Origin of the sequence: Pseudomonas sp. QTF5, from assembly GCF_000512695.2 — a bacterium.
GTDB lineage: Bacteria > Pseudomonadota > Gammaproteobacteria > Pseudomonadales > Pseudomonadaceae > Aquipseudomonas.
Map to the genome: position 1 here is coordinate 258977 of NZ_AZRW02000002.1, position 14894 is coordinate 273870.

General features: G+C 59.7%; 15 protein-coding genes. 6 read left to right on the forward strand and 9 right to left on the reverse strand.

Features of this window, described 5'->3' with window-relative positions; all coding sequences use genetic code 11:
* The first annotated feature begins 48 nt into the window (after window positions 1-48).
* The gene (locus IC37_RS02840; protein WP_030130567.1) at window positions 49-630 is read left to right on the forward strand and encodes a DUF1842 domain-containing protein; all 582 of its coding nucleotides are present in this window, start codon (window positions 49-51) and stop codon (window positions 628-630) included.
* A gap of 267 nt (window positions 631-897) precedes the next feature.
* Window positions 898-2361, forward strand: coding sequence for a GDL motif peptide-associated radical SAM/SPASM maturase (locus IC37_RS02850; protein ID WP_030130566.1), 1464 nt, complete (start codon window positions 898-900; stop codon window positions 2359-2361).
* Window positions 2362-2524: 163 nt separating this feature from the next.
* Here the strand turns inward: IC37_RS02850 and IC37_RS02860 are convergent, their stop codons facing one another.
* The 3 genes from IC37_RS02860 to IC37_RS02870 form a co-directional block, all read right to left on the reverse strand.
* Window positions 2525-3454 carry a LysR family transcriptional regulator gene (locus IC37_RS02860; RefSeq protein WP_030129881.1) on the reverse strand — a complete coding sequence of 310 codons (930 nt, stop codon included), beginning with the start codon at window positions 3452-3454 and terminating at the stop codon, window positions 2525-2527.
* Between the two features lie 29 nt (window positions 3455-3483).
* Window positions 3484-4458 carry a quinone oxidoreductase gene (locus IC37_RS02865; protein WP_030129882.1) on the reverse strand — a complete coding sequence of 325 codons (975 nt, stop codon included), beginning with the start codon at window positions 4456-4458 and terminating at the stop codon, window positions 3484-3486.
* Window positions 4459-4542: 84 nt separating this feature from the next.
* Complete coding sequence (locus tag IC37_RS02870; protein WP_030129883.1) at window positions 4543-5964, reverse strand: MFS transporter; 1422 nt, start codon at window positions 5962-5964, stop codon at window positions 4543-4545.
* Between the two features lie 129 nt (window positions 5965-6093).
* Here IC37_RS02870 and IC37_RS02875 point away from each other — a divergent pair, with 129 nt between their 5' ends.
* Entirely contained in the window at window positions 6094-6987 is an 894-nt protein-coding gene (locus IC37_RS02875; RefSeq protein ID WP_030129884.1) for a LysR family transcriptional regulator, read from the forward strand.
* A gap of 13 nt (window positions 6988-7000) precedes the next feature.
* On the opposite strand, the gene IC37_RS02880 is transcribed toward IC37_RS02875, so the two are convergent.
* Together IC37_RS02880 and IC37_RS02885 are read right to left on the reverse strand one after the other, a co-directional pair.
* Window positions 7001-7177, reverse strand: a complete 177-nt coding sequence (locus IC37_RS02880; protein ID WP_081729323.1) for a DUF1289 domain-containing protein — start codon at window positions 7175-7177, stop codon at window positions 7001-7003.
* Window positions 7178-7180: 3 nt separating this feature from the next.
* Window positions 7181-7552 carry a hypothetical protein gene (locus IC37_RS02885; protein ID WP_030129885.1) on the reverse strand — a complete coding sequence of 124 codons (372 nt, stop codon included), beginning with the start codon at window positions 7550-7552 and terminating at the stop codon, window positions 7181-7183.
* Window positions 7553-8084: 532 nt separating this feature from the next.
* On the opposite strand from IC37_RS02885, the gene katG reads away from it, so the two are divergent.
* On the forward strand, window positions 8085-10373 hold the full coding sequence (gene katG, locus IC37_RS02890; protein ID WP_030129886.1) for a catalase/peroxidase HPI: 2289 nt from the start codon (window positions 8085-8087) through the stop codon (window positions 10371-10373).
* A gap of 505 nt (window positions 10374-10878) precedes the next feature.
* Here katG and IC37_RS02895 read toward each other — a convergent pair.
* A complete protein-coding gene (locus IC37_RS02895) occupies window positions 10879-11253 on the reverse strand; it encodes a tautomerase family protein (protein ID WP_030129887.1) in 375 nt (124 codons plus the stop codon).
* Between the two features lie 108 nt (window positions 11254-11361).
* Here IC37_RS02895 and IC37_RS02900 point away from each other — a divergent pair, with 108 nt between their 5' ends.
* A complete protein-coding gene (locus IC37_RS02900; protein WP_030129888.1) occupies window positions 11362-12255 on the forward strand; it encodes a LysR substrate-binding domain-containing protein in 894 nt (297 codons plus the stop codon).
* A 6-nt stretch (window positions 12256-12261) separates the two neighbouring features.
* Here the strand turns inward: IC37_RS02900 and IC37_RS02905 are convergent, their stop codons facing one another.
* Complete coding sequence (locus IC37_RS02905) at window positions 12262-12735, reverse strand: tyrosinase family protein (RefSeq protein WP_256580624.1); 474 nt, start codon at window positions 12733-12735, stop codon at window positions 12262-12264.
* Between the two features lie 198 nt (window positions 12736-12933).
* The gene (locus tag IC37_RS02910; RefSeq protein WP_030129889.1) at window positions 12934-13416 is read right to left on the reverse strand and encodes a GNAT family N-acetyltransferase; all 483 of its coding nucleotides are present in this window, start codon (window positions 13414-13416) and stop codon (window positions 12934-12936) included.
* 198 nt (window positions 13417-13614) lie between these two features.
* Here IC37_RS02910 and IC37_RS02915 point away from each other — a divergent pair, with 198 nt between their 5' ends.
* A complete protein-coding gene (locus tag IC37_RS02915) occupies window positions 13615-13920 on the forward strand; it encodes an NIPSNAP family protein (RefSeq protein WP_030129890.1) in 306 nt (101 codons plus the stop codon).
* Between the two features lie 308 nt (window positions 13921-14228).
* Here IC37_RS02915 and IC37_RS02920 read toward each other — a convergent pair whose 3' ends face one another.
* Window positions 14229-14843, reverse strand: a complete 615-nt coding sequence (locus tag IC37_RS02920; protein WP_030129891.1) for an alpha/beta fold hydrolase — start codon at window positions 14841-14843, stop codon at window positions 14229-14231.
* Between the last annotated feature and the right edge of the window lie 51 nt (window positions 14844-14894).

Genomic DNA, 14894 nt, shown 5'->3' on the forward strand with positions numbered 1-14894 from the left:
CACGAAATATGCCCGACTTGTCTTGAATACAAATAAGGGAGTAGCACCATGTCAATCGGACTTTTTCATACCCGCCTAAACGTCAGCAATCACCTGCTCGGCGCACCGGTTTTAACCCTGGATCTGCTGGTGGATACCGCCAAGAAAAAAGTCAGCGGGATTGCGAGTATTTTCCAAAGCACCTACCCACCGCTCAACTTCCGTGCACGTGTATGGGGTGAGTACTCCGAAGCCAAGCTGGTGCCGACGGCGGAGAACCACATCATCCTCACCCTCGCTGGCAGCCCGAGCGGCCCTCTCAGCCAGATCGCCCAGACCTTCGGTTTGAAGGGCATTTTAGGCGGCGATTGGGCGAGCGGTTATGCCGACTACAAGTACCAGGAACAGGGCCATTGGCATTACGTGAAACACGCCGCTGTCAGCCAGGCTCCCGTTATTGTGCGCCCAGAGCATCCGCACCATGCGGTGCCGCTCTACGCCGTCGCAGTACAGCAAGCGCAAACCAGCGGTGACCTGGCGCAACTGAAAGCCGTGGTCAGCCAGGGTGAACAGCAACTGGCCCACAGCGGTGCGCTGCGTAACGCGCTGGACCAGTTAAACGTTGAAATCGCCCGGCTGGAGGCTCGCTAACCCGCACCCGGCAATGCCGGTCAGGCAGCACAATCCATGTGGGAGCGGCGGTGCGACGATTCGACTTGCTCGCGAAGGCGGCAGCACAGTCAATATTGATGTCGCCTGACACACCGCTTTCGCGAGCAAGCCCGCTCCCACAGGGTTCGCGTCCAGAGCCTGAGCGCTATCAACAAAAAGGTAAATCCGGTCGCGCCACTGACCCAAGGAAGGCGCGAACACTTCGATGGATTCGTGCCGCGCACGCCTAGTGCGCAAGGATTTTCCATGTCAGACAGTCGCCCTGCCCGCTACCTCAGTGAAACCGACCTCAAACGCTACGTGCCGGTGCATGTGGTCTGGGAGATCACCCTGGCCTGCGATCTCAAATGCCTGCATTGCGGCTCCCGCGCCGGCCATCGACGTCCCGACGAATTGAACACCCGGGAATGCCTGGACGTCATCGATTCCCTGGCCGCCCTCGGCACTCGCGAAATCACCCTGATTGGCGGTGAAGCCTATTTGCGCAAGGACTGGACCCAACTGATCCAGGCCATCCACGATCACGGCATGTACTGCGCCATACAAACCGGTGGACGCAACCTGACACCGGCGAAAATGCAGGCAGCAGTGGATGCCGGGCTCAATGGCGTCGGTGTTTCACTGGATGGATTGGCCCCGCTGCATGACGCGGTGCGCAATGTTCCGGGCTCGTTCGACAAGGCGGTAGACACCTTGCGACGGGCCAAACAGTCCGGGCTTGCGGTGAGCGTCAACACCCAAATCGGCGCGGCCACGTTGCCCGACTTGCCTGAGTTGATGGACCTGATCATCGGCCTCGGCGCCACTCACTGGCAGATCCAGCTGACGGTCGCCATGGGCAATGCCGTAGACCACCCGGAGCTGTTATTGCAGCCCTGGCAACTGCTGGAAGTGATGCCGTTGCTGGCGCGTCTGTATCGCGAAGGCGTCGATCGCGGCCTGCTGATGAACGTGGGCAACAACATTGGTTACTACGGTCCTTATGAACACATGTGGCGTGGCTTCGGCGACGACCGCGTGCACTGGAGCGGCTGCGCCGCCGGCCAGACCGTGCTGGCGCTGGAGGCCGACGGCACCGTCAAGGGTTGCCCGTCATTGGCAACGGTGGGGTTTTCGGGTGGCAACGTACGCACCATGAGCCTGCACGATATCTGGCACTACAGCGAAGGCATGCACTTTGGCCGACTGCGCGGCGTCGAGGACCTGTGGGGTTACTGCCGAAGCTGTTACTACAACGATGTCTGCCGTGGCGGCTGCACCTGGACGTCGCACTCCCTGCTCGGCAAACCCGGCAACAACCCCTACTGCCATTACCGCGCGCTGGACCTGCAAAAACGCGGGCTGCGCGAGCGCATCGTCAAACTCGAAGACGCGGCAAAGACCTCCTTTGCCGTCGGACGTTTTGACCTGATCACCGAACGCATCGACACCGGCGAGAAGGTCAGCAGCGTCAGCGACAGCGGCCAGGTGATCAAACTGGCCTGGGCAAACCAGGGCCAGAAATCGCCGGACGAAGGACGTATTCCACCGCAACTGGCGCTGTGTCGCGGTTGCTTGCAGTACATCCATGCGCACGAGGTGACCTGCCCCCACTGTGACGCCGATGTCGCCGCCGCAGAAGCCGTGCACCAGACAGACCGTGCGCGGCAACAAGCGATTATCAACACCCTGACCGGCCTGCTGGGGATGCCGCAAAATACCTTGATGTAAGGGAGTAATGGCAGTCAGTTAAGATGCGATACCTGTGGGAGCGGCGGTGCGACGATTCGACTTGCTCGCGAAGACGGCGGCACAGTCAACATTGATGTCGCCTGACACACCGCTTTCGCGAGCAAGTCGAATCGTCGCACCGCCGCTCCCACATGGATTGCGCTTAACTGACGGGCATTTGCCAAGGCGGCCCTTGCGCAAATCTGGCCTCCAGCCATCCCTTGAAGGCCATGAGCGTCGCCGGTGTGAACGCGGCGGATGCTCGCACCAGATAAATCCCGCCCCGGGCATCCAGGTCCCATTCGGGCAGAACGCGCACCATCTGGCCGTTGGCGATGTCCCGGCTCATCAACCACTCGCCAGCGCCCAAAATACCAACGCCGGCCTTGGCCGCAGCGAGCAACGCTTCACCGTCGTTCGACGTCAAGGTTCCCTTGGTGATGACCCTCTCCTGCCGATCACCCTTCGACAAGCGCCATTCAGGAAACGCCGCTAGGCCGGTAAAGCCCAGGCAGTTGTGCTCGGTCAGTTCTTTCGGACTGGCCGGTAAACCATGCTGTTCTATGTAACTCGGTGAAGCGCAGAGAATGCGGCGATGATCGCTGAGTTTCTTCGCGACCAAACGGTTGTCGTTCAATTCGCCGATACGAATCGCCGCATCGAATCCTTCCCCAATAATGTCGACGACGCGATCGCTGTAATCCACCTCGACCGAGACCAGCGGATGAGCCGCCAGAAATTCCGGCAACATCGACGCCAGCCACAGGCGCCCCATCGCAGCAGGAAAAGCCAGGCGCAAAACGCCACGAACCTGCGCCGCGCCGAGTGACGCTTCCTGTTCGGCCTCGATGATCAACCCAGTGGCAGAGCGCAGACGTTCAACGAGGCGGTTGCCGGCATCGGTCAACCGCACTTGTCGCGTCGTACGCTCCATCAGCCGCACGCCCAAGCGCTTTTCCATGGCCGCCAGGCGCTTTGAAATCACCGTCGGATGGCGTTGCAGTAACCGTCCGGCGGCGACGAACGAATGCGCCGAGGCGACCGCGAGAAGCGCTGCAATTTCATCGATATGGCGGCTGTCCAGTGGGTTCACAAAACACTCTTTTTTCAGGTAACAGACGATCAGGGCTTGAGGACGATCGCTCCGCGAGATTGGCCGCCTTCCAGATCGGCATGAGCCTTGGCCACATCGGCCAATGCATAGCGGCCCCAGATGCCGGGCTTGATTATGCCCGCCTCGACCGCGGTCAGTACATCCTCGGCCCGTTGCCGGTATTCGGCGATATCCGTGGTGTGCGCGGCGAGTGAAGGACGGGTCAGGAACAACGAGCCCTTGGCATTGAGCGTGGCCACTTCGACCGCTGCCGGCGCGCCGGAGGATGCCCCGAAAGACACCATCAACCCACGCGGCCGCAAGCAGTCCAGCGACGCTTCGAACGACACCCGCCCGATGGGATCGTAGACCACATCGGCTTTCTTGCCGTGGGTGATCTGCGCGACGTCCGCGGCCAGTGTCTGGGCGTTGAACACCAGCACCGCATCGCAACCCAGCGCCTTGGCTGTCTCGACACTCTCGGCCCGGGACACAATGCCGATGACAAAAGCCCCCAGGTGTTTGGCCCACGTCGCCATGATCTGCCCGAGGCCGCCCGCTACGCCATACAGCACCAGGGTGGTGCCGGGGCCGACTGGATAAGTCGTCTTCAGCAGGTACTGCGCGGTAATGCCTTTGAACAATACCGCGGCGGCCTCTTCAGCCGTCAACGCGTCGGGAATCGGCACCAGCCGCTCGGCCGGAAACAGGCGCGCGCTGACGTAAGCGCCAATAGGCCCTGTTGCGTAGGCCACCCGATCACCCACCTTGACGTTGCTCACCCCCGCGCCGATGGCGGCAACCCGGCCCGCCCCTTCAAGGCCAAGACCCGACGGCAATGGCAGCGGTACGACACCCTTGCGCTGACTTACATCGAGGAAGTTGACGCCAATCGCCTCCTGCTCCAGCCAGACTTCACCCGGCCCCGGCTCACGCGCCGGCACTTGCTCGATGGTCATCACCTCAGGTGCGCCGGTGTGTGCGATACGAACGACAGAAACCATTGCCTGACTCCTTCACTTCAGCGCAGCCCATCTGCGCGATGTGCGGGAAGTATCGGCATTCGATTTCAGGTGAACAATACAGCTTTACTGCAGTTCATTACTGCACACAGTGCAGCAGTGTAAAACTCGCAGCGTCAGCGCAATAGCGAGGGCCAGAACGATTAACAGCGCAGCGACAGCAAACGTTATTCGCATACCGTTGGCGATGGCTGCGGGAGATGCTGTGCTGATGTCTGTCGTCGCCGAGGCTAAGGCAAACACAGCGCCCATGGCCGAGGCGCCGGTGATCAGGCCAAGATTGCGCGACAGGCTGAGCAGGCCGGCAATCACACCGCGCTGGTCCGGGTGGATGTCGGTCATGATCGCGGTGTTATTGGCCGCCTGGAATAACGCATAACTGGCAGTGATCACCGCGATGGGCGCGAGGTAACCGAGGATGCCGAAACCCGCCGGCATCATCGATAAAGCACCCGTGCCGAGCGCCATTGCAGCAAGCCCGACAAGGGTCATGCGCCGAGTACCAAAACGGTCCACCAGACGACCGGCCGGCACACCCGTCAGCGCAGCCACCAGCGGGCCGACCGACAAGGCAAGCCCGACAAGCACCGTGCCGAGGCCAAGCGCACCCGAAAGATAAAACGGCCCGACCACCAGCGTCGCCATCATCACCGTCGAAACGAGCGTGCTCATGGCCAGGCTTGCGCTCAATCCCGGCTCCCGGAACAGCGCCAATTTAATCAACGGCGATGCGACTCTGGCCTCCACGACTATGAAAACCCCAACGCCGAAAACAGCCGTCAGCAGCAGCGCAATGTTGAGAGGCCCCAGCTCACCGCGCCCGATCGTCATCGCTAGCGCATACGCCCCGAGCGTCAACGCCAGCAGCAACGTGCCTGCCTTGTCGAAACCCACCCGCTCCGCTTTCGACCGCTGTGCATCCGCCGGCAAATAGCGATACGCGAGCCAAATATTCAGAACACCCAGCGGCACGTTGAGCAGAAAAATCGCCTGCCAACCAAAGCCGGAAATCAACATCCCACCCAACGACGGCCCCAGCGTGGTACCGACCGCCGACATCGTGCCGAGCAATCCCATGGCGCTGCCGGTCTGCGCTTTCGGCACCGTCTCACCGACAAACGCCACGGTCAGCGCCAGCATGATCGCCGCCCCGAGCCCCTGCACCGCTCGGGCGCCAACCAGCCACCAAAGCGACGGCGCGACACCACACGCCAGCGATGACAGGGTAAAAATGCCGATGCCCGTCAGCAGCAAGCGTCGACGGCCGACGAGGTCACCGAGTCGTCCGACGCTGACAATCAGCGTGGTGATCGCCAGCAGATACGCCAGAACAATCCACTGCACTTGCTGAAAGGACGCATCGAACGCCTGGGCCAGCGTCGGCAAACCCGCGTTGGCGATGCTGGTGTCGAGTGAGGGCATCAACATCGACAGAGAAAGGCTCGCGAGCGCCCAGCGAACCGAGCCTGATTGGGTGATGAGCTTCATTGTCTGGCCACGTTTTGAAAGGTAGATCAGCAGCGTATGCCCGTGCGTGACAAGGCGGAAGACGCATGACTTGCACTTGATAGGTGCGTTTGACGCCATGTCATCCCCACGCTGTGCTAACGTTGAGGCATGACGACTCCCGACCTGAATTTGCTGATTACCCTGGATGTGCTGCTCGCCGAAGGTAGCGTCGCACGCGCCGCCCAACGACTGCGCCTGAGCCCTTCGGCCATGAGCCGGGCGCTGGCGCGATTGCGCGAAACCACGGGCGACCCGCTGCTGGTTCGGGCCGGACGCGGGCTGGTGCCGACGCCCCGGGCGCTCGAACTGCGCGAACACGTCAGTCGATTGGTGCAAGACGCCGAAGCCGTTTTACGCCCCGCCGAACAGCTCGACCTCAAGCAACTGGTGCGTACATTCACGCTGCGCACCAGCGACGGTTTCGTCGAAAACTTCGGCCCGGCGCTGATTGCCCGCGTCAACGAACAAGCACCCGGCGTACGCTTGCACTTTATGCAGAAGCTGAACAAGGACAGCGCTGCGCTTCGCGACGGTTCCGTCGACCTGGAAACCGGCGTGGTCGGCGGCACAACGAGCCCGGAAGTGCGCACCCGTGCGTTGTTCGAGGATCGCTTTATCGGCGTCGTGCGCACGGGACATCCGCTGAGCCAGGGTGAGGTCAGCGCCTCTCGTTATGCCGCTGGCAGGCACATCCTGGTCTCACGTCGCGGGCTCGATAAGGGACCGATGGATGAAGCCTTGGAAGTGCTGGGACTGGAGCGCGAGATCACCACCATCGTCGGCGGTTTCTCGGCCGCGCTGGCGCTGGCTCGCGCCTCGGACCTGATCGCCACCGTGCCCGCGCAACACACCCGAAACCTGCGTGCCGGCCTGCACAGTTTTGACCTTCCGTTCGACCTGCCGCCGATCACCATTTCGATGCTCTGGCACCCACGAATGGATGCCGACTCTGCACATCGATGGCTGCGTGATTGCGTTCGGGCGGTGTGCGCGCAGTCCTAGAATTCCAAGCGCTTCATCTTTTCTGCAGCCCCTTCAACCGCAAATTCGCCCGTTGCACCGCCGCCATTTTTTCCGGACGCTTCATGCGCTTCCATTTTCTGATGTCGTCCTTGGTGCGGCCACAACTGACACACAGCTCGCCACTCAGCTGGCAAATGGAAACACACGGATTTTCGATATCCTTGGCCACTCTTCAACCCCGCGTCGAGCGCTTGGGCGCCAGGCGTTGCTGCCAGTTGCCGGCATTGGCGCGCTGACATTGTTCTTCAGAATCGAACTGCACATGGGCCGCTACCGGGCTGACGAGAACGTCCGCTTCACTTAACGCCACGGCCGTCAGTTCGACCATGCGCTCGCCCTGCCCGCTCGCCAGTGCCTGGTCTTTATTGGCCTGCGTATCGAAGACCCAGATCACCCGCAGGCTGGAAGGAAAGATCGCGTAATCGATTTCGTGGGTCAGCCAGCAGAACCCGACTATTTCCGCTTTGGCGGTTTCACACGCCTCGGTCAGGGTGGCGACCAGGCGACGTTCGATGTGGGCCTGATCGCGTTTGCTTAAAGACATCGGGTAAGGGTCCTTGGGTGGGCGTCGGTGGAAAGGGTTCATCATACGAAACCGTTCAGTGAAGAACGGTGGAGCAGACATGAATTCGGGCTGATCCGAGATTTGCTGCTTCTGTGCTGCCGTCTTCGCGGGCAAGCCACGCTCCCACAGGTTTTGTGTTGGAAACGATCATGTAAACGACACATGCTCTGTAGGAGCTGCCGAAGGCTGCGATCTTTTGATCGGCTCCATCTTGACGGTTCAGATAAAAGAAAATGCCTATCACCCCCCAATACTCCCCCTATTAGCTGACTGCTTTATAGGCGTCTAACCTTAATGCAGCGCTGGCGTCAGCCGGCCGATTGAGACTTGATAAAAGATACGAATGAGTCAGAAGCGTACTAGGCTTGCCGTGGGCCACCGTGCTGGCAACTCGATTGCTGTTCTCCAGATTTCCCGTGTGACCACGACGATCGGTTGATCGAACGGCTGCAGCCTATGTCATTGATTTCGCTCGTCGCTATTGCGCGCCCACCCCGGGCCGGATAGCCGGATGAATACGACCAAAGGTAGCGCACACATGGCAAATGAATCGAAATGCCCGTTCAATCACGCCGCCGCTGGCGGTGGCACGACGAACCGCGATTGGTGGCCGAACCAACTGAATCTGAAGATCCTGCAACAGCACTCGTCCTTGTCCGACCCCATGGGCGAAGACTTCAACTACGTCGAAGCATTCAAGAGCCTGGACTTTCAGGCGCTCAAGCAAGACTTGCGCGCACTGATGACCGATTCGCAAGACTGGTGGCCGGCAGACTTCGGCCACTATGGGCCACTGTTTATTCGCATGGCCTGGCACAGCGCCGGTACCTACCGCACCGGTGACGGTCGTGGAGGGGCTGGTTCCGGCCAGCAACGTTTCGCGCCGCTCAACAGTTGGCCGGACAACGTCAGCCTCGACAAGGCACGCCGACTGCTTTGGCCGATCAAGCAGAAGTATGGCCGCAACATCTCCTGGGCCGACCTGATCGTGCTCACCGGCAACGTCGCGCTGGAGTCCATGGACTTCAAGACCTTCGGTTTTTCCGGCGGTCGACCAGACGTCTGGGAACCGGATGAGGCCGTCTACTGGGGCTCGGAAAACAAGTGGCTGGGCGGTGACACCCGCTACGACAAAGACAAAAAAGAACCGATGCAAGAACCCGGCGAAGGCCCACTCGTTGCTGAGCCGGGGGAAAATGAGGACAGCCGCACCGAGGGAGGACGCAACCTGGAAAACCCGCTCGCTGCGGTGCAAATGGGCCTGATCTACGTCAACCCGGAAGGCCCGGAAGGTAACCCGGATCCGGTCGCTGCGGCGGTGGACATCCGCGAGACCTTCGGGCGCATGGCGATGAATGACGAAGAAACCGTGGCACTGATCGCCGGCGGCCACGCCTTCGGCAAGACCCACGGCGCCGGCCCTGCCGACAACGTCGGTGCCGAGCCCGAAGCCGCTGGCCTCGAAGCTCAGGGCCTGGGCTGGAAGAGCACCTTCGGCAGCGGCAAGGGCGGCGACACCATCACCAGCGGCCTGGAAGTGACCTGGACCACCACGCCTACAAAATGGAGCAACAACTACCTGGAGAACCTGTTCGGCTTCGAGTGGGAACTGACCAAGAGCCCGGCGGGTGCGAGCCAGTGGACAGCCAAAGACGGTGCCGGCGCTGGCATCATTCCGGATGCTCACGACCCGTCGAAGCGGCGTAACCCGATGATGCTGACCACGGACCTGGCCCTGCGATTCGATCCGATCTATGAACCGATCTCGCGGCGCTTCCTTGCGAACCCCGATCAGTTGGCCGACGCATTCGCACGCGCCTGGTTCAAGTTGCTCCACCGCGACATGGGCCCCCTCTCCCGCTACCTCGGCCCGGAAATGCCCAACGAAGAACTGCTGTGGCAGGACCCGATTCCAGAGGTTGACCATGCCCTGGTCAACGACAGCGACGTCGCCGCACTCAAAGGCAAACTCCTGGCCTCGGGGCTGACCGTCTCGCAGCTTGTATCAACGGCTTGGGCGGCGGCTTCCACCTTCCGCGGCTCCGACAAACGCGGCGGCGCCAACGGCGGACGCCTGCGCCTCGCCCCGCAGAAATTCTGGCAGGCCAACCAGCCTGAGCAGCTGGCGAGCGTACTGGCGAAACTCGAGAGCATCCAGAACGAGTTCAACAGCGGCGGCAAGAAAATCTCGCTGGCAGACCTGATCGTGCTGGCCGGTTGTGCCGGTGTCGAACAAGCAGCGAAAAATGCCGGCCATACCGTGACGGTGCCTTTCACACCGGGACGGATGGACGCCTCGCAAGAACAAACGGACGTCGAATCCTTCGGGTTCCTCGAACCCGCCGCCGATGGCTTCCGTAACTACCTCAAATCCCGCTACAGCGTACCGCCCGAGGCCTTACTGATCGACAAGGCGCAACTGCTGACACTCACCGCGCCAGAAATGACCGCGCTCATCGGTGGCCTGCGCGTGTTGAACACCAACGTCAGACAAACCCAACACGGCGTCTTCACCAAACAGCCAGAAGCGCTGACCAACGACTTCTTCAAAAACCTGCTCGATATGAGCGTGGAATGGAAACCCGTGTCGGAGGCCAATGAAGAGTTTGAAGGGCGCGACCGGAAAACCGGCGACCTTAAATGGACGGGTACGCGTGTCGATCTGGTGTTTGGTTCGAATGCGCAGTTGAGGGCATTGGCTGAGGTCTATGCATGCGACGATGCGAAGGAGAAGTTTGTGAAAGACTTCGTTGCGGCTTGGGACAAGGTGATGAATCTGGATCGGTTTGATCTTAAGTAACATGAGCGGTACTGCTGAAAACCCGCAACGCCTCCCTGTGTGGAGGCGTTGTGTTTTTTGCTGATCGCAGGAAGATTAAACGGGAGAAATCGTGGCGAGCGCACCAATCAAAATGGTCAACACCAGAAATCCACCCAGGAAAAATGCCATCTTGCCCATTGGGCCTCCTACGTTATGAGGTTGCGGTGCAGTGGCTACCGCAGCTGCTGACCGTGCTGTCATTGTGAGCCGGAGGCTGATCCCATTACAGATGCAGATAGCCAAGAAAAATACGGATCAGCACGACGCCCCCGAACAGTCCCCGACCGCGTAGACACCGTCTCACCGAGCAAGTGTAGGAGCTGGCTTGCCAGCGAAGACTGCCTCACATAATGCAGCGCCGAGAAAAACGCCTTCGCCGGCAAGCCTGGCTCCTACGGGGTCGGTGTCGCTCACGGTATCTGGGGGAGCTGCCGCTGGCTGCGATCTTTTGATCTTGGCATTTTCGAAATCGCTGATAGAAAAACTAGTTGCCCCGCCCGCCACCAAACGACCATTCATCTGCCGCGGTAGTGGTAATCACCACCATGACGTCCTCAGGGTCGATGCCTGGCGCTCGACTCAGTCTCCCGACCAAGGTGCGATAGAAACGCTGTTTCGTCTCGGTGTCTCGAGGGCGACCGGCAGTAATCGCGATCAGCACAAAGTCATGGCTGCGCGGACCACCCAGATAGCCGGGATCAAATACCAGTTCGCCCACTTCATGTTGGTGAATGACCTGGAACCGGTCGGCCATCGGCACTTCGAAGCTTTCTACCAACGCGTCGTGCAGCCCCTGTGAGAGGGCCTGTAAATACTCGGCCGACTTTCCCCGGTGCAATGAAATACGTGCAAATGGCATAACGGTCTACTCCTGAAAAACCCACTGACAGGAGAAAACTATCAAGTCGCGATAATTCCGAATATCCGATTTAATAGCGACCATAGTCCTGAATGAGTGGATGATTCGATGCGCCGTCCGACCTTCGATCTTGATGTGCTGCGTACTTTCGTGACCGGTGTGGAATTCAACAGCTTTGCCAAAGCGGCGGATCGGCTCAATCGCTCGACGTCTGCCGTGAGCGCACAACTCAAGAAGCTTGAGGAACAGATAGGCGCGCCAGTGCTGTCCAAATCCGGTCGAGGGCTGGTGTTGACGCCAGTGGGTGAGTCCCTGCTCAGCCATGCCCGCCGACTGCTTGAAATGAACGACAGCATTTTCCAGACCCTGCACGAAAGCCAGACCGCCGCAACGGTACGTCTGGGGCTGCAGGAAGACTTTGGCGAACACTTCCTCAGCGACATTCTGCGACGCTACGTCAAGATGTACCCCAGGGTGAGCCTCGAAGTCAGGATCGCGCGTAATACCGAACTGCTTGCGTTGATCGACAGCGGTGGCCTGGACCTGGCCCTGACTTGGGACACAGGGCACAAGTCCCCTTATGCCACGCGCCTGGGTGAAACGCAGATGCACTGGATCGGACCTCGTGACACGCCATCGCTCAACTGCTCTGTAGATTCTCCCCTGCCATTGATCATGTTCGACGCCCCTTGCGTGTTGCGCAGCGCGGCAACCCAGGCACTGGATGAGGCGCAGATTCCCTGGCGAATCGCGCTGACCAGCCCCAGCGTTGGCGGAATCTGGGCGGCCGTTGCTGCCGGTTTTGGCGTCACGTTGCGAACCCGCATTGGACTGCCAGGACATCTCGCCGTCATTGCGGGTCTACCCACGCTGCCAACCCTCGGCTATGTGCTTTATCGTGGAGCAGAACACCTGGCGCCTGCCACCCGACAACTGGCTGCGTTGATACAAACCCGTCTGGAAGAGCAGGCGTTCAGTATCACTGCAGGCGCCCCCGTTTGATGCCGTCTAAAGCAGGTCACCCAAGGTGTCGTACTTGTAATACTGGCTGTAATTCAGCACATCTCGAGGTGTCACCTTTTCCGGGAAAGGGCTGTACATCGGGTCATCAATCCGATGGAACTTGAGCGTGTCCGAGGCATTTCCCGCCGGTACGTATGCGGCGGCAGGATGCTTCGCTTGCCATGCAGCCCAGAGCCGGTCGACATTGCAATGATGTAGAAAGAACACTGGATCGTTCGGCGAGGACGACAATCCCATGTCACCACCGACCCACACATGGACGTTGTTATGAATGCGTTCTTCGCCCGCCCATCCCTCGATGCTGTTGCGCGCACCACCGGTAGACTGCGCCGCGTTGTAGGGCGCTTTGTCATACACCGGGTTTTCATGGATGACCTTGCGCACATTGGCTCGGCTGGGCAGCGACCCACCGCCACCCAGATAACGCACCAGGGGGCGGTTTACCCGGTTTAGTTCCATGGTGCGGCCATTACCTGTCAATCGCACCCGCCACTTCCCATTCACGAACTACCCGTTGGTTCGAGGCTGGAGACATTTTTCCGTGTCATGATTCCTCCTGGAGTGTGCCCTCGGACGGTTGCCCAGATTGGCTGGAGGAAGTGTAGTTGGTGGCGGGTAGGCATGCCGCTGAACCCATCCGCCGGGCGGACTTCACTTTTACAAACGCATTCCCATCTCGAAGGCACGAGTCTCAAACCCGAACTCTGTGTACATACGCGCGGCACGTGCATTGAACGGCCAGACAGACAACCTCAAGTCCTGGGCGTCATTTTCGATTGCCCAGTTTTTAACGAGTTGAATAAGCCTGCGTCCAATGCCTTTTCCCCAAAATTGCTCGGCTACACACACTGAGCCGATACGAACAACATTCAGCGGTTGCATCAGCGACCCGGAGCTTGCCGAAAGGCTGGCGGTAATGAAAGCCGCGGCCTGGCGACCGACATTCGCGATGAATACAACATGCCCCGGTTTCTCGAAAAGGCCTGACCAGTGAGGAAAGTCGCGCGAAAAATCTTGGGTGGCAGCCGCATAAATATCGGGACGGGCAGCGTGGTGCACCGCGTTAAGCAATTGTCCCAACTCACACATGCTCAATGCGTCTTCTACCGTTGCGGTTCGGTAAGTAATGGCTTCGTCCATGATGTGCAACTCTCCTCGATTGTGCGGATGACTCGAAGGGGCTTCGGTCTTTGTCTCATGGCGGAGAGAATATTCCAATGGCTGTTTCTGGCCGACTTCCCGTCGCGAAGGGCTGCATTCGACCCAAAGCTGCCATCGACGACTCAGCTTATGGCATGTGTAGAATAGCGGTTTCCCCATTTTCAAAGGAATGATCCAGTGATCACTTGCCACGTCAGGTATGTAATCGATCCCTACCAGATCCCGGCTTTCGAAAGCTATTCTCGCCATTGGATTCGTGTGGTGAACCGTATGGGAGGGAACCACCACGGCTACTTTCTACCAGCCGAAGGCGCCAACAACATCGCTTACTGTCTATTCAGCTTTTCCAGCCTGGCAGATTATGAGCAGTACCGTAGGGAGGCCGGAGTAGATCCTGAGTGCGTTCAATTGGTGACGCAGGCTACCGAGCAAAAATTCATCCTGAGCTACGAGCGCAGTTTCCTTCGTCCCGTTCTTGATTGAACTGACTGTTTTCGGCCGCGCTCGGGCGCGCCAAAGAGGCTGCTCCTGGCCGTTTTCTGCCTGTCAAAGTCGGCAGAAAACGCCCCGTAGCAGGTGGTCAACGAGGTGCGAAATCACATGTCATAGACTCAATGTTGGTTCGTACACTTTTAGCTACGCTTTATTTTTTTTCATCTCTACGCGATTTGCGCTGAGTATCCGGCGAGGTTAGGAGCGATATGCTTCCGGTTGTCTGCCCGCTATCCGAGATGTCTCGAAACGCACGGGGCCGCACAATCAGTCCGACGCGGTGGCAACAAGTGTTCCGCTCACCAGCAGGCCAGATGTCTCTCGATCAACCTCGCCACCTCGGCTGCGTGAGTAAAGCCCAGACTGTGATCGGCGCCAGGGAAAACGTGTAGTTCCGCGCGGGGTAACAGTTGAGCAAGGCGCTGGCCGACGCGAACGGGGCTGATAAGATCAGAATCTCCCCAGAGGAGCAGGACTGGCATGCGCAACTCGACCAACCGGAGCGTAAGGTCGGTGCGGTCGTCGAGAAACCACCTCGGCAGTGTCGGGTTGACGGCAGCAAAATCCGGGCGCCAGTCATGCGCGTCCAGAGCAGACATATCCACCCCGCCAGAGGTGACGGTCAGCGTCAGGTGCGTGATCAGCTCAGGGCGTTCAAGCGCTGCAAGCACAGCGACTATACCGCCCATGGACTGCGCCACCAGCGCTGTGGGCCGGTCGATCTCGGCCAGCACGCGAGTCACCAGATCATCCATGCCGGTCACGGTGGGCAAGGACGGAGTGTCTCCAAAGCCGGGCCAGCCGATATGGACCTGCTGGGCCGGGTGGGCCAGGCGCTCAGCAACCGGATACCAAAACCGGGTGTTACCTGAGGCTCCGGGCAGGAAGAGGAGTTTGGCGGGGGATGCAATCACAGGTTCGGTCCTTGAAGGTGGGATTGAAAGAGTCAGCAGAAGGGCAAAATG